Source organism: Paracoccus spongiarum (assembly GCF_030732095.1).
Lineage (GTDB): Bacteria > Pseudomonadota > Alphaproteobacteria > Rhodobacterales > Rhodobacteraceae > Paracoccus > Paracoccus spongiarum.
Genome location: NZ_JAVAMQ010000022.1, coordinates 1 through 22,476 on the forward strand (window position 1 = coordinate 1; position 22,476 = coordinate 22,476).

General features: G+C 67.1%; 22 protein-coding genes and 1 pseudogene. 14 read left to right on the forward strand and 9 right to left on the reverse strand.

All coding sequences use genetic code 11. The features are described 5' to 3' along the window. Positions 1-379: 379 nt before the first annotated feature. From Q5Y72_RS16765 to pqqA, 8 genes and pseudogenes are all read right to left on the reverse strand, one after another. Positions 380-807: pseudogene (locus Q5Y72_RS16765) on the reverse strand (transposase); the annotation flags it as partial. Between the two features lie 367 nt (positions 808-1,174). Next, a complete protein-coding gene (locus tag Q5Y72_RS16770; RefSeq protein WP_305964576.1) occupies positions 1,175-1,375 on the reverse strand; it encodes a hypothetical protein in 201 nt (66 codons plus the stop codon). Positions 1,376-1,648: 273 nt separating this feature from the next. Beyond that, on the reverse strand, positions 1,649-2,422 hold the full coding sequence (locus Q5Y72_RS16775; protein WP_305964577.1) for a quinoprotein dehydrogenase-associated SoxYZ-like carrier: 774 nt from the start codon (positions 2,420-2,422) through the stop codon (positions 1,649-1,651). A 4-nt stretch (positions 2,423-2,426) separates the two neighbouring features. Further along, positions 2,427-3,560 (reverse strand): pyrroloquinoline quinone biosynthesis protein PqqE, encoded by a 1,134-nt coding sequence (gene pqqE / locus Q5Y72_RS16780; RefSeq protein ID WP_305964578.1) that lies wholly within the window; start codon positions 3,558-3,560, stop codon positions 2,427-2,429. After that, positions 3,557-3,874 carry a pyrroloquinoline quinone biosynthesis peptide chaperone PqqD gene (pqqD, locus tag Q5Y72_RS16785; protein ID WP_305964579.1) on the reverse strand — a complete coding sequence of 106 codons (318 nt, stop codon included), beginning with the start codon at positions 3,872-3,874 and terminating at the stop codon, positions 3,557-3,559. The genes pqqE and pqqD overlap by 4 nt, the downstream gene beginning before the upstream one ends. Further along, positions 3,871-4,623 carry a pyrroloquinoline-quinone synthase PqqC gene (gene pqqC / locus Q5Y72_RS16790; RefSeq protein ID WP_305964580.1) on the reverse strand — a complete coding sequence of 251 codons (753 nt, stop codon included), beginning with the start codon at positions 4,621-4,623 and terminating at the stop codon, positions 3,871-3,873. The genes pqqD and pqqC overlap by 4 nt, the downstream gene beginning before the upstream one ends. Next, positions 4,620-5,501 (reverse strand): pyrroloquinoline quinone biosynthesis protein PqqB, encoded by an 882-nt coding sequence (pqqB, locus tag Q5Y72_RS16795; protein ID WP_305964581.1) that lies wholly within the window; start codon positions 5,499-5,501, stop codon positions 4,620-4,622. The genes pqqC and pqqB overlap by 4 nt, the downstream gene beginning before the upstream one ends. A gap of 70 nt (positions 5,502-5,571) precedes the next feature. Continuing rightward, positions 5,572-5,664 carry a pyrroloquinoline quinone precursor peptide PqqA gene (gene pqqA / locus Q5Y72_RS16800; protein WP_136854938.1) on the reverse strand — a complete coding sequence of 31 codons (93 nt, stop codon included), beginning with the start codon at positions 5,662-5,664 and terminating at the stop codon, positions 5,572-5,574. A 191-nt stretch (positions 5,665-5,855) separates the two neighbouring features. On the opposite strand from pqqA, the gene Q5Y72_RS16805 reads away from it, so the two are divergent. From Q5Y72_RS16805 to Q5Y72_RS16865, 13 genes are all read left to right on the forward strand, one after another. Continuing rightward, positions 5,856-6,863 carry a quinoprotein relay system zinc metallohydrolase 2 gene (locus Q5Y72_RS16805; RefSeq protein WP_305964582.1) on the forward strand — a complete coding sequence of 336 codons (1,008 nt, stop codon included), beginning with the start codon at positions 5,856-5,858 and terminating at the stop codon, positions 6,861-6,863. Positions 6,864-6,967: 104 nt separating this feature from the next. Then, the gene (locus tag Q5Y72_RS16810) at positions 6,968-8,311 is read left to right on the forward strand and encodes an ABC transporter substrate-binding protein (RefSeq protein WP_305964619.1); all 1,344 of its coding nucleotides are present in this window, start codon (positions 6,968-6,970) and stop codon (positions 8,309-8,311) included. Positions 8,312-8,385: 74 nt separating this feature from the next. After that, a complete protein-coding gene (locus Q5Y72_RS16815) occupies positions 8,386-9,381 on the forward strand; it encodes a carbohydrate ABC transporter permease (RefSeq protein WP_305964583.1) in 996 nt (331 codons plus the stop codon). Beyond that, positions 9,381-10,514 (forward strand): carbohydrate ABC transporter permease, encoded by a 1,134-nt coding sequence (locus Q5Y72_RS16820; RefSeq protein ID WP_305964584.1) that lies wholly within the window; start codon positions 9,381-9,383, stop codon positions 10,512-10,514. Before Q5Y72_RS16815 ends, Q5Y72_RS16820 begins: the two co-directional genes overlap by 1 nt. Continuing rightward, complete coding sequence (locus tag Q5Y72_RS16825; protein ID WP_371930857.1) at positions 10,507-12,051, forward strand: alpha-amylase family glycosyl hydrolase; 1,545 nt, start codon at positions 10,507-10,509, stop codon at positions 12,049-12,051. The genes Q5Y72_RS16820 and Q5Y72_RS16825 overlap by 8 nt, the downstream gene beginning before the upstream one ends. Positions 12,052-12,069: 18 nt before the next feature. Continuing rightward, positions 12,070-13,311 carry an ABC transporter ATP-binding protein gene (locus tag Q5Y72_RS16830; protein ID WP_305964586.1) on the forward strand — a complete coding sequence of 414 codons (1,242 nt, stop codon included), beginning with the start codon at positions 12,070-12,072 and terminating at the stop codon, positions 13,309-13,311. A gap of 85 nt (positions 13,312-13,396) precedes the next feature. Then, complete coding sequence (locus Q5Y72_RS16835; protein WP_305964587.1) at positions 13,397-14,347, forward strand: GAF domain-containing protein; 951 nt, start codon at positions 13,397-13,399, stop codon at positions 14,345-14,347. Between the two features lie 134 nt (positions 14,348-14,481). Then, on the forward strand, positions 14,482-16,008 hold the full coding sequence (adh, locus tag Q5Y72_RS16840) for an aldehyde dehydrogenase (protein ID WP_305964588.1): 1,527 nt from the start codon (positions 14,482-14,484) through the stop codon (positions 16,006-16,008). Positions 16,009-16,120: 112 nt separating this feature from the next. Beyond that, complete coding sequence (locus tag Q5Y72_RS16845; RefSeq protein WP_305964589.1) at positions 16,121-17,179, forward strand: DNA topoisomerase IB; 1,059 nt, start codon at positions 16,121-16,123, stop codon at positions 17,177-17,179. After that, entirely contained in the window at positions 17,176-17,505 is a 330-nt protein-coding gene (locus tag Q5Y72_RS16850) for a DUF779 domain-containing protein (RefSeq protein WP_305964590.1), read from the forward strand. The genes Q5Y72_RS16845 and Q5Y72_RS16850 overlap by 4 nt, the downstream gene beginning before the upstream one ends. Positions 17,506-17,587: 82 nt before the next feature. Beyond that, positions 17,588-18,505 (forward strand): N-acetyl-gamma-glutamyl-phosphate reductase, encoded by a 918-nt coding sequence (gene argC / locus Q5Y72_RS16855; protein ID WP_305964591.1) that lies wholly within the window; start codon positions 17,588-17,590, stop codon positions 18,503-18,505. Positions 18,506-18,683: 178 nt separating this feature from the next. Then, entirely contained in the window at positions 18,684-19,886 is a 1,203-nt protein-coding gene (locus Q5Y72_RS16860) for a calcium-binding protein (RefSeq protein ID WP_305964592.1), read from the forward strand. 218 nt (positions 19,887-20,104) lie between these two features. Beyond that, on the forward strand, positions 20,105-20,980 hold the full coding sequence (locus tag Q5Y72_RS16865; RefSeq protein ID WP_305964593.1) for a M10 family metallopeptidase C-terminal domain-containing protein: 876 nt from the start codon (positions 20,105-20,107) through the stop codon (positions 20,978-20,980). Here Q5Y72_RS16865 and Q5Y72_RS16870 read toward each other — a convergent pair. After that, positions 20,975-21,307: an antibiotic biosynthesis monooxygenase gene (locus Q5Y72_RS16870; protein ID WP_305964594.1), complete on the reverse strand. Its 333-nt coding sequence runs from the start codon at positions 21,305-21,307 to the stop codon at positions 20,975-20,977. The genes Q5Y72_RS16865 and Q5Y72_RS16870 overlap by 6 nt on opposite strands. A gap of 161 nt (positions 21,308-21,468) precedes the next feature. On the opposite strand from Q5Y72_RS16870, the gene Q5Y72_RS16875 reads away from it, so the two are divergent. Then, positions 21,469-22,476, forward strand: a complete 1,008-nt coding sequence (locus Q5Y72_RS16875; protein ID WP_305964595.1) for a glycosyltransferase 61 family protein — start codon at positions 21,469-21,471, stop codon at positions 22,474-22,476.

Below are 22,476 nucleotides of genomic sequence, written 5' to 3' on the forward strand. Positions count from 1 at the left end.
GAGATGAATCCCTCACACGATTCGTGCAACAGAGCCGTCACACAGCCAAAAATCGTCGCTCGTCGATCCGGCTTTCTGCGGATCGTGGATCACGGCGCAGCGGGGAGATGATCGGCTCCTGATCCTGGCGACGGTGCGCGAGGTGTCGGGGGGTGGCAGGGTTTGCACGGGTTGACGCCTCGGTCCGCGAAGCGCCGCGCGCGATGGCGCGACCATCGTGCCGCCAAAGCATTGGCCCGCCCCATGCGTGCTGGGCGGCTGCACAGGATCTCCAAGGGCGGCACGGTCCCTCGCAGGACCCGCGACCGCCACGCCGCTGCCCACCGCAAACACGGCGACGCAGACGGACGCAGGGTGAGGACCCGTTCTTGCCTGATGGCCAGACCACGACGGCAGCGGCGAGTGCGACGGCGGAGAGGAACACCTTTCGGCACCTGTGGTGCTTGATGGTCTTGCCACGAGACTTCCTCACCGGGATGCAGGGTTTCATCCCCTTTTCTTTCAAGGTTTGCCCGAACCAGTCGGCATCATGGCCCGGGTCGGCCAAGAGCCAGCCGGCCGAAGGCAGGCTGCCCAGACGTGCGGCTGCGCCCGTGTAATCGCTGACCTGGCCAGCCGTCATGAAGACCCGGATCGGACGGCCATCGGCATCGGCGTGCGACTTGGTGTTCATGCCGCCCCTTCGTCCGGCCGACCAGACGGGCATTCTGGTCCCTTGCCCCCCTTGGTCGACGGCAGGCTGGTCGCCATGCGGTGTGTCCTGAGGCAGGTCGCCTCGATCATCACCGCCTTCGGAACGGCAGCCTCGGAAGCCGGCGCCGCGCGAAACAGATCTTGGTCAGCTTGACGGCGCGCCGACGAACAGCGGTCTGAAGCGGTCCGTGGCGAACTATCCGGGTCATGCTCGTCCGACCTGTAGAGCTGACTGCCATTCGGGATGACGGCCCTGTTCACCGCGGTGCGGGTGTCAGACGTTCAGAAAGCCGGATGCTCGCCGGCGGAGGCGGGCGGCTTCGGGTGCCAGATGCGGGTAAAGCTGGACAGCGCGTCGCCCCTGCTACGCCAGGTCCCTGATTTGCACGGCGGGTTTCGCCTCAGCTTCAAAGCAGGACGGTGGCAGATTGTCGAGATGCCAAGGTCGCAACGGCCGCCGCCGCCGCAACGCGGCGTCCAGTCAGAATGCGAACGACGTGCAGGTCAGGTGATCACGAACGATATTTTCCGGTGGGCTGACGTAGGTTGACCTGCCCCGGGCTTTTTCGTCCGACAGCGACCCGAGCATGGCCGGTTCCACGCCGACTGGCAGCGGTCGGGCAATCGCCCGACCCGCCCAGCCCTTCCCTCCCGCGACGGCGGGGGCGATCGCGGTGGTCATTGCCACGCCAGCGATGCCCTGATCGCCGGGGTCTTGTGGGCGGTGCCGTTGGCCATGACGAGATGCGCTTCGGCCGCGGTGGGCCTGTGCGGGCCGATCCGGTTCGGGACGCCCGGCGAATGCCCCCGCGCAGAGGCGGACGGCATCTTCCGATCAACGCGCCGAGGGGGAACCGGGCGCGGCCAGGCGCGACGTGATCCCGTCGCGCCTGTGGGCCTGGGCCCTCGCCGGGCCATGCCCGGTTGCCGGCGGCTCTTGCGGGCGATCAAACTCCTAGCCGGCCGCCTCGAAGGTTTCGTCCCAGGAATTCCCGTCCAAATCCTCGGCATGGACGCGGATCGGCTGGCCGTTCGGCTTGTAGGCAAAGCGGAACACCGGGTCCTCGCTGACCGAGATGCCGGCCTGCATCGTGAACAGCACCTCGTCGCCTTGCCGCACCTCGAGCCGGTCGATGAAGTTGGCGGGGATGTTCAGCAGCGTGACCTGATCGCGCTGAAGGCCCGAGAACATCGGGTGGCGGATCATCAGCGTGCCGATCTGACGGCCATCCTGCCGGGCGGTCTTCCAGCGCATCTCGCCCTTGCTGGCCTCGACCGCGGCCATGTCCTTGCCGGCAGGCGCCGAACAGCCTCCCGACGCCTTGACGAAGCGGCCGGCCATCACCTTTTCGCCGTCGGCGCGGGTGGCGATGGCGCGCACGTCGGAATAGGCATCGACGCGCAGGCGCACCTCGAAGTCCAGCGGCATGAGGGCCGGTCCGAATTCGTATTCCGCGGCCACCGGCGAAGGGTTCTGGTCGATCACCAGCGTCATCGCGGTCAGCGGCGGGGCGTCCGGGGCCTGTCTCAGGCGCACCGGGACAAGGGCCGCATCATTGGCGCGCACCGGCGCATCCAGATCCAGCGTGGTCGCGTCCAGCGGCGGCTCGCTGCTCAGCCCGATGACCGACTCGCGCAAATCCTCCCACATCGCCGAGGGTTGCAGCGGATTGTCCTGCGCCCATGCGGGCGATGCCAGCAGAAGCGCGGCCAACAGCCAGGTCCTCATTTCGTCATCCTCCCTTGGTCATGCGCCGATAGGTGAAGGCTTGGGCGTCGGCGGCGGCATCGGCCTCGGCGCGGGCGACGACCTGCCCGTGCAGCGGCGATTTCGAGCAGACCGGATCGGTTGCCCGCGCGTCCCCGGCCAAGGCCATAGCCTGACACCGGCAGCCCCCGAAATCCACGGTTTTCCGTTCACAGGATCGGCACGGCTCGGCCATCCAGGCGGTACCCCGAAAGGCATTGAACGCATCCGAGCGGTGCCAGATCTCGGACAGGCTGCGGTCGCGCACATTGTCGAAGCGCATCCAGGGGATGGATTGCGCGGCGTGGCAGGGCAGCACCGTCCCGTCCGGCCCGACATTCAGCCCGGTGCTGCCCCAGCCGCCCATGCAGGCCTTGGGATAGACCGCGTGATGGTCGGCGGGCACGTAATCGATCACCATGCGGCCGCGCAGCCGGATGCGCGCCGCGTTCACGACCTGCCGCGCGACGGCGGCCTGTTCGCGGGTCGGCATCAGCGCGGGGCGGTTCAATTCGGCCCAGCCGTGGAACTGCACGGTCGCCACCTCGATCCGGCGCGCGCCGAGACGTTCGGCCAGCGCGATCATGTCGGGCAGGCGATCAAGGTTCTGGCGATGCACGACGGCGTTGATGGTCAGCGGAAAGCCGATCTCGGCCACCCAGTCCGCGAAGCACATCTTCTTGTCCCACGAGCCCGGATGCCCGCTGATCCGGTCGGCCATGTCGGCGCGGATGCCCTGCAACGACAGTTGCACATGATCGACGCCGGCGCGGTCAAGCTCTTCCAGCCGGTCGCGGGTGATGCCGATTCCCGAGGTGATCAGGTTGACATACAGCCCCGCCGCGCGCGCGCTGGCGACGATCTGCGCCAGATCGCGCCGGGCGCCGGGCTCGCCGCCCGAGATGTGGACCTGCAGGACGCCCAGACCGGCGGCTTCGCCAAACACCCGCGCCCAGTCCTCGGCGGGCAGTTCCGCCTGCGCACGGGTCAGTTCGACCGGGTTCGAGCAATAGGGGCAGGCCAGCGGGCAGCGATGCGTGATCTCGGCCAGCATCGCCATCGGCAGGCCGGGCGTGACGGCGTTGCCGTCGATGTCATGCGGGGCCGGATGATCCTTCATGCCGGATCCTTCAGGAAGACCATGCGCCGTTCGATCAGTCCGGTAAGGAAATCGCGCAGGTCGCGGGCGATCTGGTCCTCGGGCGCCTCGTATCGCGCGGCGAGGTCGCGGGCGATGTGTGCCATGCTGCGCGTCCCGTCCAGTTCCGACAGGATCGCATGACCGATCGGGTCCAGCTGCATCGCGCGCTCGGGCGCCTGCAGCACGCGGATGCCGCGCACCCGGTCATCGGCCAGCCGCACCCCGCGCGGCAGGTAGGGAATGTCCTCGGGCGCGATCAGCGGGGCCGGATGTTCAGGCAGTGGCGCGGTCATGGCAACATTCCCTCGCCGGGCCGCCACGCGCCGGGGGGGATGTTGCCCTCGACATAGCCGTGCCACAGCGCGTCAAGCTGGGCCCACAGCACATCGGTCTTGAAGGTCAGCGCGGCGGCGGCGGCATCCTGGCGTTCCCTCGTGTCGGCACGGGTCAGCACATAGTCCAGCCCGAAGCGCACATCCTCGGGTGCCTCGGTCAGGCGCTTGCGGAAATAGGCAAGGCTGCTCTCATCGGCGAAGTCGTAATGGGCCAGCAACCCCTCGATCCGCTGCGCGTGGATGCGCGGGGCGAACAGTTCCGTCAGACTTGCGGCGACCGCGTCCAGCAGGGGCATCTCGCGCACGAAGCGGACATAGGCATCGACCGCAAAGCGGGTGGCCGGCATGATCCCCGCGCCCGATGCAACATAGTCGGGGTCCAGCCCCACGGCGCGGGCCAGCGCCAGCCACCGGCGGATGCCGCCGCCCTCGGCCACGCCGCCATCGTGATCCTCGATCCGCTTGCGCCATGCCCGCCGCAGGTCGGGGTCCTCGACACGCGACATGAAGGCGGCGTCCTTCATGGGGATGCGCGACTGATACATCCAGCGATTGATGACCCAGGCCCGCACCTCGTCAGGGGTGCAGCCGCCGCCATGCAACCGCGCGTGGAACGGGTGGCGGTCGTGATAGCGTTCGGCCCCGATGGCGCGCAGCCGGGCCTCGAATTCGTCGCGGGACTGCGCCTGGTCGTGGACATCCTTCACAGCGTGATCTCCATGCCGTCGCGGCCGATCTGCCAGCCCCGCGCCTCGGCCTCGAGGGTCTCGGCGCTGCGCGGATCGGTCAGCGGGTTCGAGTTGTTCATGTGGACGAAGACCCGTTGCCCGACCGGGGTGGCCGAAAGCGCAGCGATCGTTTCGCGCGCCGGCGCATGTCCCATCCGGCGTCCGGTCTTGCCGCCCAGCCCCAGCCGGATCATCTCGTCATCCTGCCACAGGGTGCCGTCGAACAGAAGCGCATCGGCCCCCGCGATGCGGTCGGTGAGCCAGCCGGGCAGGTCGGCGCAGCCGGGGACATAGAGGGCGCGACGGCCGTTGGCGGCCAGTTCGACCCCCACGGTCGTCTCGCCGATCAGCCCGGTCTCGACCACCTCGCCCTCCTGATACAGCGGCACCTTGCCCGGCACGGCGAAGATCGTCGCCTGAAGGCCGGGCAGCAGCGCGAATGGCCGGTCAAGCACAACATGGCGGCGGGCGACCAGGTCGGCGCGCAGGGCCGACAGCATAGGGTTGGAGGCCAGCGCCTCGTGGATCGCGCCGGTCGCAAACAGGTCGAAGGCCTGGCTTTCGCGCAGGGTCAGCAGCCCCGCGACATGGTCGATATCACCATTCGTGACCAGGACGGAGCGCAGCGGAATGTCGCGCGGCCCGGTCGGGTGCAGCGCCGACGTGGCCGCGATCTGCGCGCGGATGTCGGGCGAGGCGTTCAGGATCGCCCAGTCACGGCCATCCGCGCTGACCGCGACCGAGCTTTGGGTCATCGAGGGGATCGCCCCGGCGCGCGCCGCGCGGCAATTGACGCAGCCACAGTTCCACTGCGGCAATCCGCCGCCGGCCGCGGCGCCAAGGATGATGATCTTCATGCTGCGTCAGACGAAACGGCCCCGTCCGACGAGGTCGGACAGGGCCCCTTCCACGTCTGCTTGCCGACGTTCAGAACAGGACGGGTTCGTCCTCGGCCGGGGCATACATGTTGATTTCCATGCCGCAGGCGATCTCGATCAGGGTCGGTTTGGTCCATGCCATTGCGCTTCTCCTCCGAAAGCCGTGCCGCGATATTCGCGACTGGATTTCATGATAATTGCAGGGCAGGATGGGTCAACAAGACTAAGGTAGCAGGCCTGCAAAAACTTTGAATATCAGCGTATTGACGGGAAATTTCGGCAATGTTCCAGGTGATCCTTCCCGTCTGCGCTGCCGATCATGCCCAAGTCTGCATGCCAATCCTGCTTCCGCGGGGCGAACGCCGCGACGCGGCAAGCTGCGCCCGCGACGCACCGCGAATCGCGCAGGACTGGATCGCAGGCCGGCCCGGGCTCGTGGCGCAGGCAGCAAGGTGCCACCCGGTCGAGGAGCTTCCGGCGCTGCCGATGCGACAAATCGCGCCCGGGGTCCATGTGCATCTGGGTGCGCCCGTCCAGCTTGAAGATTCCGCCGACGGGCGCATCGCCAACCTTGCCGTCGTGATCGGCGAACGCTCGGTCGCGGTGATCGACGCGGGCGTGTCGCGCGCGCAGGGGCAGGAACTCTTCGCCGCGATCCGCCGCCTCACCGACCTGCCAATCAGCCATCTGATCCTGACCCACATGCATCCCGATCACGCCCTTGGCGCATCGGTGCTGCAGGAGGCCGGCGCGGAACTCGTTTCGCACGCCGCGCTGCCGCTGGCGCTGCAGATGCGGGCCGACAGCTATCTGGGAAACCTTGGCCGGCTGTATCCGCCCTCCGAGATGCTGGCGACCGAGGTGGTGATGCCGGACACCGCGCTGTCCGGCCCCGCGAGGATCGACCTTGGCGGGCGCGTGCTGGAATTGCGACCCGCGCCGGTGGCCCATACCGACAATGATCTCAGCGTCTTCGATGCCGCCAGCGGTACGCTGTTCGCGGGCGATCTGGTGTTCCGCGACCTGACCCCGATCGTGGACGGGTCGCTGCGGGGCTGGATGGACTGGATGGACCTGCCGCCCGACCCCGAACCGCGAGTGGTCGTGCCAGGCCACGGTCCGGTGGCCTCGGGCTGGGCCGAAGCGATCACGCCGCAGCAGCGTTTCTTGAAAGCGCTTGCGGAGGCCGCGACCGCGGCCATTGGCGCCGGACTGCCGATGTCAGAGGCCGTGCCCGTGATCGTCAACGATCTGGCAGACATGGAAAATATCTGGAATTCATTCCCTGAATCGGTGGCGCGCGACGCCACCGCCGCCTACAAGGAGCTTGAATGGGAATGAGAAGCGTTTGACAGCTTTGTGAAGCTTGTTCAATGCTAGCGTTAACGGCTTGGGTCACCCCGGTGATTCTTGCCCAATGAGGGAGGAAGGACGTGACGAGAACGATGATGGCGACCGCCGCCGCGGCAGCCCTGCTGGCCGGCATGGCGCAGGCCCAGATGGTGATCGAGCCGGGCAGCGATGACCGGATCAACTGGCAGAGCCTCGAGGATTTCAAGGCCGCGCATGGCGACCTTGCCGGGCAGGAATTCACCATCCTGGGACCGTGGCTGGGCCCCGACCAGGCGCTGTTCACCTCGCTGCTGCCCTATTTCGAGGCGGCGACGGGGGCGAAGGCGAACTATTCCGGGTCCGACAGCTTCGAGCAGCAGATCGTCATCGACAGCGAGGCCGGATCGCCGCCCGACATGGCGGTGTTTCCGCAGCCGGGGCTGGCCGCGGACCTCGCCAAGAAGGGCCATCTGCGGCCGTTGGGCGAGGACACCGGTCAGTGGCTGCGCGACAACTATGCCGCCGGCGACAGCTGGGCGGCGCTGTCCACCTATGCCGGGGCGGACGGGACCGACGCGGTCTATGCCTTCCCCTACAAGGCAGATGTGAAATCGCTGGTCTGGTATGTCCCCGAGAATTTCGAGGATGCCGGCTACGAGATCCCCGAGACCTACGAGGACCTGAAGGCGCTGACCGAACAGATCGCAGCGGATGGCGAGACGCCCTGGTGCATCGGGCTGGGTTCCGGTGGCGCGACCGGATGGCCCGCGACCGACTGGGTCGAGGACCTGATGCTGCGGCTCAACTCGCCGGAAGATTACGACGCCTGGACCACCAACGCGCTGCCCTTCAACGATCCGAAGGTCGTCGCCGCGATCGAGGAATTCGGCTGGTTCGCCACCAATCCGGATTTTGTGGCAGGCGGCACGGGCGCGGTCGCCTCGACGGATTTCCGTGACAGTCCCAAGGGTCTCTTCGACAGCCCGCCGGCCTGCTACATGCATCGTCAGGCCAGCTTCATCCCGTCCTTCTTCCCGGAGGGCACGATGATCGGCGAGGACGCGGACTTCTTCTACTTCCCCGCGCCGGCCGATGGCAGCATGGGCCAGCCGGTCCTGGGCGGCGGCACGCTGTTTGCCGTGCTGTCCGACAACCCGGCCGCGATGGCCTTCGTCGAATTCCTGAAGACCCCGGCAGCGCATGAGATCTGGATGACGCAGAAGGGCTTCCTGACACCGCACAAGGGGGTCAACCTCGACGCCTATGGCGACGAGACTGTGCGCAAGATGGGCCAGATCCTGCTGGACGCCACGACCTTCCGCTTTGACGGATCGGACCTGATGCCCGGCGCGATCGGCGCGGGTGCCTTCTGGACGGCCATGGTCGATTTCGTCGGCGGCAAGTCAGCGCAGGACGTCGCCGACACGATCCAGAACACCTGGCAGACACTGAACTGAGCCGGGACCGACACCGACAGCCGGCGCGGCGGCCGACATCGCCGCCGCGCCACCGGATACGGGGGGAGTGAGGCATGGAACTGTTGTGGCTGGCCATCAGCACGATCGCCATCGGCGTCTTCGGCTGCGTGGCCTGGTTCTGGGGGTCCAACTGGGTCCTCGACGCGATCTATCCGCCGCGCGGGCCGCGTGCGGGCGACAATATCCGCAAGGCGGGGCAGATCCGGCCCTGGCTTTTCCTGGGGCCGGCGATCCTGTTCCTCGGCATGTATCTGGTCTATCCGGTCATCGACAGCCTGTGGCGGTCGCTGCACAATTCGGACGGCAGCCGGTTCGTCGGGATGTCGAACTATGTCTGGGCGGTCGGCGATGGCAAGTTCCGCGAATCGATGCTGAACAACATGCTGTGGCTGCTGGTCGTGCCGGCGCTGTCCACGCTGTTCGGGCTGGTCGCGGCGCAGCTGACCGACCGCCTGAAATGGGGCAATATCGGCAAGTCGCTGATCTTCATGCCGATGGCCATCAGCTTTGTCGGCGCGGGCGTCATCTGGAAATTCATCTATGAATACCGTGCCGCGGACGAGACGCAGATCGGGCTGCTGAACTGGATCGTCACCAAATTCGGCGGCGATCCGCAGATCTGGCTGACGCTGATCCCCTGGAACAACTTCTTCCTGATGATCGTGCTGGTCTGGATCCAGACGGGCTTTGCGATGGTGATCCTGTCCGCAGCCCTGCGCGGCATCCCCGAGGAGACCATCGAGGCCGCGATCCTCGACGGCGCCTCGCCTCTGCAGGTCTTCTTCAAGATCAAGGTGCCGCAGATCATGGGCACGATCGCGGTGGTCTGGACGACCATCACCATCGTCGTGCTGAAGGTCTTCGACATCGTCTTCGTGATGACCAACGGGCAATGGGGCACGCAGGTGCTGGCCAACCTGATGTATGACTGGATGTTCCGCGGCACGCCCGATTACGGGCGCGGCTCGGCCATCGCGATGGTGCTGATGATCCTCGTCACGCCGATCATGGTCTGGAACATCTACAACGCGCGCAAGGAGGTCCGCTGATGGAGGGCATGGCCGGACAGAAATCCTCGCTGACATGGACGGTGAACATCTCGGCCTTCCTGCTGGTGCTGCTGTGGACGATCCCGACGCTGGGCCTGTTCGTGTCGTCCTTCCGCGACCGCGACCAGATCTCGTCCAGCGGCTGGTGGCAGTCCTTCTCGGCATCCGAGCAGACCGGCTTCGTGCGGACGGGCACCGCAGATGACGCCACGCAGGCCGACGGTCTCAATGTGATCGAGGGCAATGTGCTGGAAGGCGATCAGTCGCTGGTTGGCTGGGGCGTCCGGGCACGCGAGCCGGCGGCCTTCGCGCCGGGCGAGACGACCGAGATCGAGGATGGCTGGCAGCTGACCGTCAACGAGGACGGCAGCTATCGGCTGACCTCGCCCCAGCCCTTCGAGATGCGGCGGGGCGAACGGATCTTCACCACCACCGAGGTGCCGCCCAAGTTCACCACAGGAAACTACCGGCGGGTGCTGACCGCCGAGGGCCTGGGCCGGGCCTTCATGAACACGCTGACGGTGACGATTCCGGCCACCGTCATCCCGATCCTGATCGCGGCCTTTGCCGCCTATGCACTGGCCTGGATGGAGTTTCCGGGTCGGGCGCTGCTGACCGCCGCGGTGGTCGGCCTGCTGGTCGTGCCGCTGCAGGTGGCGCTGATCCCGCTGTTGCGGCTGCACAACGAACTGGGCATCGGCAAGGGTTATCTGGGCATCTGGCTGGCGCATACCGGCTTCGGCCTGCCGCTGGCGGTCTATCTGTTGCGCAACTACATGGTCGGGCTGCCGCGCGAGGTGATCGAAAGCGCCCGCGTGGACGGCGCGACCGAGTTCCAGATCTTCCGCCGCATCATCCTGCCCCTGTCCTTCCCGGCGCTGGCCAGCTTTGCGATCTTCCAGTTCCTGTGGGTGTGGAACGACCTGCTGGTGGCCACGGTGTTCCTGGGCAACACCCGCGAACAGCTGGTCATGACCGGCGTGCTGCGCGAGCTGATGGGATCGAAGGGCGGCGAATGGGAGATCCTGGCCACATCGGCCTTCATCTCGATCTCGGTGCCGCTTCTGGTGTTCTTCGCGATGCAGAAATACCTGGTCCGCGGATTGCTGGCCGGTTCGGTGAAAGGTGGCTGACTTGACGGAAACGACGACCGACTGGTGGAAGGGCGGGATCATCTATCAGATCTATCCGCGCAGCTTTCAGGACACGACGGGGGACGGGATCGGCGATCTGGCCGGGATCGCGCAGCGCCTGCCCTATGTCGCGTCGCTGGGGGTGGATGCGGTCTGGATCTCGCCCTTCTTCACGTCGCCGATGAAGGATTTCGGCTATGATGTCAGCGATTATCGCGGCATCGACCCGATCTTCGGCACGATGCAGGATTTCGACTGGCTGATCGAACGGGCGCATGAACTGGGCTTGAAGGTCATGATCGACCTCGTGATGTCGCACACATCCGACCAGCATGAGTGGTTCAGGGAAAGCCGCCGGACGCGCGACAATCCCAAGGCCGACTGGTATGTGTGGGCCGACCCCAAGCCGGACGGCACCGCGCCGACCAACTGGCTGTCGATCTTTGGCGGCAGCGCCTGGCAGTGGGATTCGCGGCGCGAGCAGTATTACCTGCACAATTTCCTGGCCTCGCAGCCCGACCTGAACTTCCACAATCCCGAGGTGCAGCAGGCGCTGCTGGACATGGCGCAATTCTGGCTGGACAAGGGCGTGGACGGTTTCCGGCTGGACACGATCAACTTCTATTTCCACGACGCGCAGCTGCGCGACAACCCGCCGCTGGCGCCCGAACTGCGCCGCGCCGACACCGCACCAGCAGTCAACCCCTACAACCACCAAAGCCACCGCTATGACAAGTCGCAGCCCGAGAACCTGGCCTTTCTGGAGCGCTTTGCCGCGCTGCTGAGACCCTATGGCGCGGCGGTCGTGGGCGAGATCGGCGACAGCGAACGGGCGCTGGAACTGCTGGAGGAATATACCGGCGTGTCGGGCCGGGTGCAGATGTCCTATGTCTTCGACTTCCTGTCGGGCGACAGCCTGCCCGCCGAGCGGATCGTGCAGGTGTTCGACCAGCTGCAATCGGTGGCGCCGAATTCCTGGCCCTGCTGGGCGATGTCGAACCACGACGTGATGCGCCATGTCAGCCGCTGGAACCTGAGTGACCAGGGGGCCAAGGCCTATGCGACCGTGCTGATGTGCCTGCGCGGGTCGGTCTGCCTGTATCAGGGCGAGGAGCTGGGCCTGCCCGAGGCCGACCTGGCCTTCGAGGATCTGCGCGATCCCTATGGCATCGAGTTCTGGCCCGAATTCAAGGGCCGCGACGGCTGCCGGACGCCGATGGTCTGGGACATGGGGGTGAATGGCGGCTTCTCGACCAGCCCGCCCTGGCTGCCGGTGCCCCATGCGCATCTGCAGCGCACCGTTGTCGCCGAAGAGGCCGACGCGCAGTCTATGCTGCATCATTACCGCTGGGCGATCGGGCTGCGCCGCAAGCATTCGGCGCTGCGCCACGGCAGCATGACCGACATGAGCGTGGACGGGACGATCCTGTCGTTCCGCCGCGCCGACGACAAGCAGACATTGCAGATCCGCGCCAACCTGTCCGAGGAAGAGGCGGGCGGGCTGGCGCCGTGGCAAGTGCAGATCATCGAGGGATAACGGGGGGAGGGATCGCGGATGGCCGATCTGAAACTGACGAATGTCGCCAAGTCCTACGGTGACGTGCATGTGCTGAAGAACATCAATCTCGACATCAGGTCGGGCGAGTTCATCGTCTTTGTCGGCCCGTCGGGCTGCGGCAAGTCGACCCTTCTGCGCATGATCGCGGGTCTGGAACAGATCACCGGGGGCGAATTGCAGATCGGCGGGCAGGTGATGAACGACATCCCGCCCAGCCAGCGCGGCATCGCCATGGTGTTCCAGTCCTACGCGCTGTATCCGCACATGACGGTACGCGACAACATGGCCTTCGCGCTGAAGATCGCCGGGCAGACCAAGGAGCAGATCCAGCAGGCCACCGACCGCGCGGGCAGGATGCTGCAGCTGACACCCTATCTGGACCGGCTGCCAAAGGCGCTGTCGGGCGGCCAGCGCCAGCGCGTCGCCATCGGTCGCGCCATCGTGCGCGATCCCAAGGTGTATCTGTTCGACGAGCCGCTGTCGAACCTGGATGCAGCCCTGCGGGTGGCCACCCGGATCGAGATCGCGCAGCTGAAGGCCTCGATGCCCGACCGCACGATGATCTATGTGACCCACGACCAGACCGAGGCGATGACTCTGGCCGACCGGATCGTGGTGCTTGCCGGGGGCGGCATCGCCCAGGTGGGCGCACCGCTTGAACTCTACGAGCGGCCGGTCAACGAGTTCGTGGCGCAGTTCATCGGCAGCCCGGCGATGAACCTGCTGCCCGGCAAGGTCAGCCGCATCGGCGCGACGACCACCGTTGCGCTGGACGGCGGCGGCGTGGCGCATGTGGCCATCCCGACACGAGCCGGTGACGAGGGCATGGTGGTCAATGTCGGCGTCCGCCCCGAGGACATGCGCGAGACCGACGGCGAGGCGATCTTCGAGGGCACGGTCGACCTGACCGAGGCGCTGGGCGAGGTGACCTTGCTATATTTCGGCACCCGCGAAGAGGTCGTCCCGGTCATCGCCAAGCTGCCGGGCATCCATCCGGGGCTGAACGGCAAGACCGTCCGGCTGACCGCCGATCCCGAGGCGCTGCACCTGTTCCACAAGGGCACATCGCTGCTCTATCGCGACGGTGCCGACCTGCCGCCCTATCAGCCGCGCATCGCGGCGCCCTCGGGCAGCATGGGCGGGGCGCATGGCGCGGCCTCGATGCCCGAAGGCGGCGACGACCGGTCCGACGGTCGCATCGAGGACGGCGTCGTCAAGCCCGAGGGACCGGTCCGCTAGGCGCGCCGCAGGCCGGGTGCCCGACCAAGGTCGTAAATCGCCACCCGGCGCATCTGCTATACTTCCTCGCACCGGGGGAGGAATCATGATGCAACGCAGCCACGCCGATCTGGTGGCCCGGCAGTCGCAATCGCCATCCGCAACGACCGCGCTTGCGGCTTCATGGCGCCGGTCGCTTCTCAAGCACGGCCTGGACCCCGCTGACCGCCGGCGGCCCGACCGGCTGCCCCATCACGAACTGGCCGAGCGCCGCCAGGCGCATGAGCGGCTGCTGCATGTCGCCGCGCCGCAGCTGGATCAGCTGTTCAACCTCGTCTGCCTGTCGGGCTGCAATGTGCTGCTGACCGATGCGACCGGGGTGGTGCTGGACCAGCGCGTGAACGACGCCGACGCGGCGCAGTTCCGCGACTGGGGGCTGTGGCAGGGCGCCGACTGGTCCGAGCGCAGCCAGGGCACCAACGGGATCGGCACCTGCCTTGCCGACGGGCGTCAGGTCACCATCCATCGCGACGAACATTTCCACACCCGCAATATCGGCATGTCCTGCATGGATGCGCCGATCTGGGGTTCCGACGGCCGGCTGGTCGCGGCGCTGGATGTCAGTTCCGCGCGGGCCGACCAGACCGAACGCTACAACCGGCTGATCTCGGCGCAGGTGGCACAGACCGCGCGGGCCATCGAGGCGGTTTTCTTCCGCGCCAGCTTTCCCGATGCGCGCATCCTCGTCGCCTCGGACGAGCCGGGCGAGGCCGCGGCGCTGCTGGCGGTGGACCGCGACGACCTTGCGATCGGCGCGACCCGCGCGGCCCGCCGCGTCCTTGGGCTGGAACGCGAGGGTGCGCTGCGGCCGCGGCCCGCCGCCGACCTGCTGGGCCGCCAGGACGATCTCGCCGGCTTTGACAAGGCCGAACGCGCGGCGGTGACCCGCGCGCTGGCGCGGGCCGAAGGCAATGTCTCGGCCGCCGCGCGCGCCCTGGGGATCGGCCGGGCGACGATGTATCGCCGCATGGCACGGCTGGGTCTGGGCGGAAAATGACCGCGACTGTCTCGCCGGTGAGACAGCCCCCCGCCTCCGACACCAAGGTCGACATTGATTTGCGCCCGCCGCACGCCAAGCTGTGACCCATACCCGAAGAGAGGAGACTTCGGGCCATCCAGAGGAGGAATCAAATGCCGAACGACCAGACGCACGAGTTCAAGGGCGTGGGCGTCATGCCCTTCGCCAAGCGCTATGACAATTTCATCGGCGGACAGTGGCGGGCGCCGAAATCGGGCAAGTACTTCGTGAACACCACCCCGATCACCGGTGCCGAGATCGGCGAGATCGCCCGGTCCGGCGCCGATGACATCGAGGCCGCCCTGGACGCGGCCCACGCCGCCAAGGATGCCTGGGGCCGCACCTCGACCACCGAGCGTTCGAACATCCTGCTGCGCATCGCCGACCGGATGGAACAGAACCTGGAGTTGCTGGCCACCGCCGAGACCTGGGACAACGGCAAGCCGATCCGCGAGACGATGGCCGCCGACCTGCCGCTGGCCGTCGATCACTTCCGCTATTTCGCCGGCGTCCTGCGCGCGCAGGAAGGTGGCATCAGCGAGATCGACCACGACACCGTCGCCTATCACTTCCACGAGCCTCTGGGCGTTGTCGGACAGATCATCCCGTGGAACTTCCCGCTGCTGATGGCGGTGTGGAAGCTGGCGCCCGCGCTGGCCGCCGGCAACTGCGTGGTGCTGAAGCCGGCCGAGCAGACCCCGGCCGGGATCATGGTCTTTGCCGACCTGATCGGCGACCTGCTGCCGCCGGGCGTGCTGAACATCGTCAACGGCTTCGGGCTGGAAGCCGGCAAGCCCCTGGCCTCGAACCCGCGCATTGCCAAGATCGCCTTCACCGGCGAGACCACGACCGGCCGGCTGATCATGCAGTATGCGTCCGAAAACCTGATCCCGGTGACGCTGGAACTGGGCGGCAAGTCGCCCAACATCTTCTTCGAGGATGTGGCCCGCGAGGATGACGATTTCTTCGACAAGGCGATCGAGGGCTTCGTGATGTTCGCGCTGAACCAGGGCGAGGTCTGCACCTGCCCGTCGCGCGCGCTGATCCACGAATCGATCTATGACCGCTTCATGGAGCGCGCCTTGCAGCGGGTGAAGGACATCGTGCAGGGCGATCCGCGCGACAGCGCCACGATGATCGGCGCGCAGGCGTCCAGCGAGCAGAAGGAAAAGATCCTCAGCTATTTCGACATCGGGCGCAAGGAAGGGGCCGAGGTGCTGACCGGCGGCGAGGCGGCGGATCTGGGGGGCGAACTCTCCAGCGGCTACTATATCAAGCCGACGGTGCTGAAGGGCCACAACAAGATGCGGGTCTTCCAGGAGGAGATCTTCGGCCCGGTCGTCTCGGTCACGACCTTCACGGACCAGGACGAGGCGCTGTCGATCGCCAATGACACGCTGTATGGCCTGGGCGCAGGCGTCTGGTCGCGCGATGCCAATACCTGCTACCGCTTTGGCCGCGCGATCAAGGCAGGGCGGGTCTGGACGAACTGCTATCACGCCTACCCGGCCCATGCGGCCTTCGGCGGCTACAAGCAGTCGGGCATCGGGCGTGAGAATCACCGCATGATGCTGGACCACTATCAGCAGACCAAGAACATGCTGGTCAGCTACAGCCCGAAGAAGCTGGGCTTTTTCTGATCGCGACAGGGGGGGCGCGGCCTTCCGGGGCCGCGCCCGCTGTCCTCCCCCGCAACCCGCGGGGGCCTTGCGGCGTTGGGACGTGATCGCCCCTCCCCGCCGGAACGTCCCGATGCCCAAGGACAGCCCCATCATCGACCCCGAGGACGCCGCCGAAAGCGCGGGTCTGGTCTACGTCACCGACGACATGCCGGGCATCAGCAGGGTCAGGGCGGGCAAGGGCTTCAGCTATCGCGACACGCAGGGCCGCACGATCCGCGACAAGACCATGCGCGCGCGGCTTGCGGCGCTGGCGGTGCCGCCGGCCTACACGGACGTCTGGATCTGCCCCGACCCGCGCGGCCACATCCAGGCCACCGGCCGCGATGCAAGGGGCCGCAAGCAGTATCGGTATCACCCCGATTTCCGCGAGGTGCGCGACAGTGCGAAATACGACCACATGCTGGATTTCGCGGCCGCGCTGCCGAAGATCCGCGCGCAGGTCGCCACCGACATGGCCCTGCGCGGCCTGCCCCCCGACAAGGTGCTGGCGACGGTGGTCTGGCTGCTGGAGAACACCATGATCCGCGTGGGCAATACGGGCTATGCGAAAGAGAACCGCTCGCACGGGTTGACGACGCTGCGCGGCCGGCATGTCACGCTGGATGGCAGCACTGTGCGCTTCCGGTTTCGCGGCAAGGGCGGCAAGCAGTGGGACCTGGGCGTCCGCGACCGGCGGATCGCGCGGATTCTGCGCGCGGTGCAAGACCTGCCCGGCCAGCAGTTGTTCCAGTATCTCGACGCGGAGGGCCAGACCTGCCGCGTGGACTCGGGCGACGTGAACGCCTATCTGCGGCGCGTGTCTGGGCGCGAGGTCACGGCCAAGGATTTCCGCACCTGGACCGGCACCGTGCTGGCGGCGATGGCTCTGGCCGAGTACGAGGCCGCCGACAGCGAAGCCGCCGCGAATGCCAATGTCCGCGACGCGATCGAGACGGTCGCGGCCAAGCTGGGCAATACTCCCGCGATCTGCCGGAAATGCTATGTCCACCCGCAGATCATCGATGCCTATCTGGCGGATGAATTGAAACTGGAACTGCGCGACCGGATCGAGGACGATCTGAAATCGCCGGGCCTGCGCCCCGAGGAAAGGCAGGTCCTGAAGTTCCTCAGGAAAAGGTTGAAGACATGAGCACCGTCACTGCCACGCCCGAGGCGCTGAAACTGATCGAGGAGATCGTCGCCGATCACGGACCCGTGCTGTTCCATCAGAGCGGGGGCTGCTGCGACGGCTCGTCGCCGATGTGCTATCCGCAGAACGATTTCAGGATCAGCGAACGCGACGTGAAGATCGGCGAGATCGGCGGCGCGCCCTTCTACATCTCGGCCAGCCAGTACGAGACCTGGAAGCACACCGACCTCATCATCGACGTGGTGGCCGGGCGCGGGGGCATGTTCAGCCTCGACAATGGGCGCGAGAGGCGGTTCCTGACCCGCTCGGACATCTGCGCGACCTGATCGCGGCGGGCACGGTCGCGGCCGATTGTGATGGATCGCGGTTTGACCTATAAGCGCCCGGTTCCCCATCGGAGGTTCGGTCATGGCATACAGCATCTTCATCGACGGCGAGGCCGGCACCACGGGTCTGCAGATCCGCGAGCGGCTGGCGCTGCGTGAAGACATCAGCCTGGTCCAGATCGACCCCGCCCGCCGCAAGGATGCCGATGCCCGCCGCGAGGCGTTTTCCCAGGCGGACGTGGCGATCCTGTGCCTGCCCGACGATGCCGCCCGCGAGGCGGTCGAACTGACCCGCGACCTGGACGTGCGGCTGATCGATGCCTCGACCGCGCATCGCGTCGACGACCGCTGGGTGTTCGGCTTTCCCGAACTGGCGGACGAACTGCGCGACCGCATTGCGACCGCACGGCTGGTCAGCAATCCGGGCTGCTATTCCACCGGCGCGATCGCGATCATCGCGCCCCTGATCGAGGCCGGCCTGATCGACGAGGACGAACCCCTCGCGATCAACGCCGTCAGCGGCTACACCGGCGGCGGCAAGGCCCTGATCGCGGAATACGAGGATGGCGGCGCGCCTGCGCATTTCGTCTATGGCCTCAATCAGGGGCACAAGCACATCCCCGAGATCATGGCCCATACAGGCCTGCTGGTGCAGCCGGTCTTTGCGCCCTCTGTCGGCAATTTCGCCCAGGGGATGGCCGTTCAGCTGCCGCTGCATCTGGATGACGACCGCACCATCGCCGCGCTCTACGAGGCGCTGGCCGATCACTATGCCGGACAGCAATTCGTCGAGGTGGTGAAGGCCGCCGAAATCGGCGCGCGGATCGTGCCGACGGCGCTGAACGGCACGAACCTGATGCGGCTCAGCGTGCATGGCGACGACGAGGCCGGCTGCGCGACGGTGGTCGCGGTGCTGGACAATCTCGGCAAGGGCGCGTCCGGGGCGGCCGTGCAGAACCTGAACATCATGCTGGACCTGGACGAGGCCGAGGGGCTTTAGCACAGCCATGACCCCGATCTGGCCACGCCGGATCGAGGCAAACCTGCCTTGAATGTCAGTATGCGTCATCGGGTGAATGCTTTATTAACTGCACGAACCTAGACTGGGCGCGCATCGGTCGGGTTTCGGGCTTTGCCCTGCCAAGCCGCCTGCCAGCATGATGAGGGAAGGTTCGGACATGGCAGTCGTCAAGGCGTCTCACAGCTTCGACATCACGGGGATCGACCTGCACCCTCTGGTCGACAGCCGCGAGGATTGGGACTTCCTGAACAATGCCGGGCTGATCCATCGCGGCATCACCTATCGCGACGGCTTTCTGGCCGAATGGCGAGACGGCAGCACCGACCTGGCCACGATGTTCCGCGGCGACAAGCTGAACGCCAACGCTTCCGGCCGGCTGACCGCCGGCGTCGTCGAATCCTTCAGCGAGATGCTGTGGACCGGCACGCGCTATGTCGAGCTGTGGGGCATCAGCGGCGTGTCGATCCGCGCCGCCAGCCTCGATTCGGCCATGCGCAGCGAGGCGCGGGCGGATGATGACCGGCTGCTGATCGCCGCGTTCGACGGCAACGACCGCTTCGTCCTCAGCCCCGATGCCGACATCGCCAACGGGTTCGGCGGCGATGACCGCGTCAACGGCCGCGGCGGCGGCGACGTGCTGGCCGGCGGCGACGGCAACGACAGGCTGCGTGGGCAGGCGGGCAACGACCGGTTCTTCCTGGATCGGGGCGATGACGTGATCTCGGGCGGGCCGGGCCGCGACCTGCTGGTGGTCAATTCCGGCGCCGATGTCAGCATCCGGCTGGGCGCCCGCCGGCCGCAGGACACCGGCCTTGGCGATGACCGGATCCGCGGCGTCGAGGACGCCTGGGGCGGGCGCGGCGACGATCGCCTGCTTGGCAGCAAGGGGCAGAACGAGCTGTCGGGAAACAACGGGCGCGATGTGCTGGACGGGCGGGGCGGCAATGACCTGCTGCTGGGCGGCCGCGGCGCGGATCTGCTGACCGGCGGGCCGGGTCAGGACAGCCTGACCGGCGGTGCGGGCGCCGACAGCTTCGTGTTCCGCAGCCTCCGCGACCTCGGCTTCAGCGCCGGCACCGCCGATGTCATCACCGATTTCCGGCCCGGCGCCGATCGCATCGACCTGAGCGCGATCGACGCAAGCCTTGTCACCGGCGGCAACAATGCCTTCCTGTGGCGCGGCGATGCGGCCTTCGGAACCTCTGCCCAGGGCGAGTTGCGCGTCGTCCGTGACGACCGGCCGGGGCGCGGCAGCGACAGCACGCTGATCCTGATCGACACCGATGGCGATGCCGCCGCCGAGGCCCAGCTGCGCCTGCGCGGCCTGCACGATCTGGGCGCGGACGACTTTCTTCTCTGATCCCGCCGCGGTTTCGGCCGGCTTTCGCCGCTTTCGCCCCACGCCGTCGGCGGCGCGGTTCCGAGGCGGCTATCCGCGCATTGACGCCATCCCTGCCGCCCCGCAATGGCTTGCGCCGACGACCCGCGAGCCCCGGACCCCCGGCCCGCATACCGCGCGCGGAACGCCAGCAGGAGCAGATGCAGATGGCCGTAATTGTGACAAACCATTCCTTCCGGATGCCGGATATCGACATGAACCGGCTGGAATACGGGGCCACAGGGTGGGACTTCGCGAACGACACCGACCTGCGCTTTCAGGGCGAGACCTATCGCGACGTGTATGAATACCAGTGGGAACTGCCGGGCTATCGCTATTCCAGCCGCTACATGGGCGACGATCTGGCGATCGACGGCGCGGGCCGCCTGTCCGGCGGCACCGTCGAGACCTACAGCGAGCGGGTCTGGACCGGCAGCGACTACTGGGAGCTGTGGCGCATGACCGGCGCCTCGATCGACGCCGACGCGCTGCAGGCCGCCATCGACAGCCCCTCGACCGCCGACGACCAGGCCGTCTATCGCCAGGCCTTCCGGGGCGACGACCTGTTCCGGCTCAGCATCAATGACGACATCGCCTGGGCTCATCGCGGCAATGACACGCTGCGGGGCGCGGCGGGCGATGACGTGCTGGGCGGCAATGCGGGCAACGACCGGGTTTCTGGCGAGGCGGGCGACGACCGGCTGATCGGCGGCGCGGGTCGCGATCACCTGACCGGCGGGGCGGGCGCCGACGTCTTCGTGTTCAACAGCGCCGGTCAGACCCGCCTGGGCGGTGCCGACCTGATCGCCGATTTCGACGAGGGCGAGGATCTGATCTCGCTGCGGGGGATCGACGCCAGCACCGCCCTGGGCGGCAACAACGCCTTCGTCTGGCTGGGCGAGCGCGCGATCGGCACCGGCGCCGGCGGAGAGATCCAGATGCGGCAGCTCGACCGCGCCGGCACCGCAAACGATGTCACGCTGTTGCGTATCGACACCGATGCAGACCGCGCGCCCGAGGCCGAATTGCGCCTTGCGGGCCTGCATGATCTGGGGGCCGACGACTTTCTGCTATGAGGATGGCCCGGTCGCCCGACCGGCGGGCGGCGCGGGCTCGACCAGCACCGGCTGGTAATAGCGTTTGCTGCGCTGGCCGGTGGTGATCGGGGTGATCATCTCGATGCAGCGGCGGTAATGCGCAGTCTGCCCATGCGCCTTCAGCGCGTCGAGATCGGCGAAGATCTCGTAGACGGTAAAGCTGTTCTCATCATCGGGATCGCACAGCAGGTCGAACCGCAGATTCCGGGGTTCGGTCCGCGCGCCTTCCCAGTTGATGCGGAAGGCCTCGATGAAGCGGTCGCGATGCCCCGGCAGGACCTGGATGCTGACAAGCTGAATTAACATGGTGATATGTTCGTGGTTGCGCGATATGTACGCGCTCATATCATCGTTTCGGCACCGGGTCAGCCCCGCCGCGCGCGATGCCCCGCCCCAATGTCCGCGATTACATGGTTCAGTCAGGCATGCTCGATTCCCTCAGACCGTTTTCCGCCCGCCTTCGCCGCATGATCGGCCGGCCGCCTCCCGAATTCTTCGACAAGGCGGAACGCTGGCAGATCGCGCCGGCCGAGACGCTGTATTACCCTCCGGCGCTGGCGCTGCCGGGACAGGTCGACCGGATCCGCGCCGCGGTGTTCGCGTCGCTGCCCGACACCATCGAGGCGCTGACCCGGCAGGGCGATTCGCACGAGGGTCCGACCACCGGGTTCCGCCTTCGCGCGGTCGATCTGGTCGACGGGGTGCTGTATCACGGCGGCGGCGAACATCACCTGCGCAACCGCCAGCGCCGCTTCGGGCTGACGCCGCGCCCAGCCCGCGAGGTTTCGGGCGCGCTTTACGAGACATGGACGACGAACCGCTGGTTCGGCAGCTGGCTGATGGAGGCATGTGTCGCCCATGATCTTGCCGCCGCCCATGGCGATCCCGTCACCACGGCGGCCCCGCCGTCACAGGGTGGCCATCAGGACCGGTACGAGGCACTGGCCGGCATGGCCCCGCGCCGCATCGACGGCGATGCCCATTTCACCGAACTGGTGATGTTCGATGATTACGCCAGCAACAGCCACAAGGCAGCACGGGCAGATGCCCTGCGCCGCCGCCTGCTGCAGGGCCGCAGCCCTCAGGCCGTGCCGGGGGTCTTCCTGCTGCGGGGTCACGCAGGCGACCCGCGGCTGCTGGTCAATGAACGCGATCTGGCCGAAGATCTGGCCCGCCACCGGGGCTTCGTCGTCATCGACCCGCTGGATGCCACGGTCGACCAGCTGATCGACGCCTGCGGGGCCGCACGGGCCATCGTCGGAGTCGAGGGCAGCCAGCTGGTGCATGGCATCACAGTCGCACCGCCCGGTGCGGCGATCATCCCCATCCAGCCGCCCGAACGGGTCGCCGCCACGCTGAAGCATCAAAGCGACCGGCTGGGCCAGCGCTTCGGCCTGCTGGTCGCCGAGGGCAGCGACAGCAGGTTCCGGCTGGAGCGCGACGACCTGATGGCGACGCTGGACCTGTTCGAATAG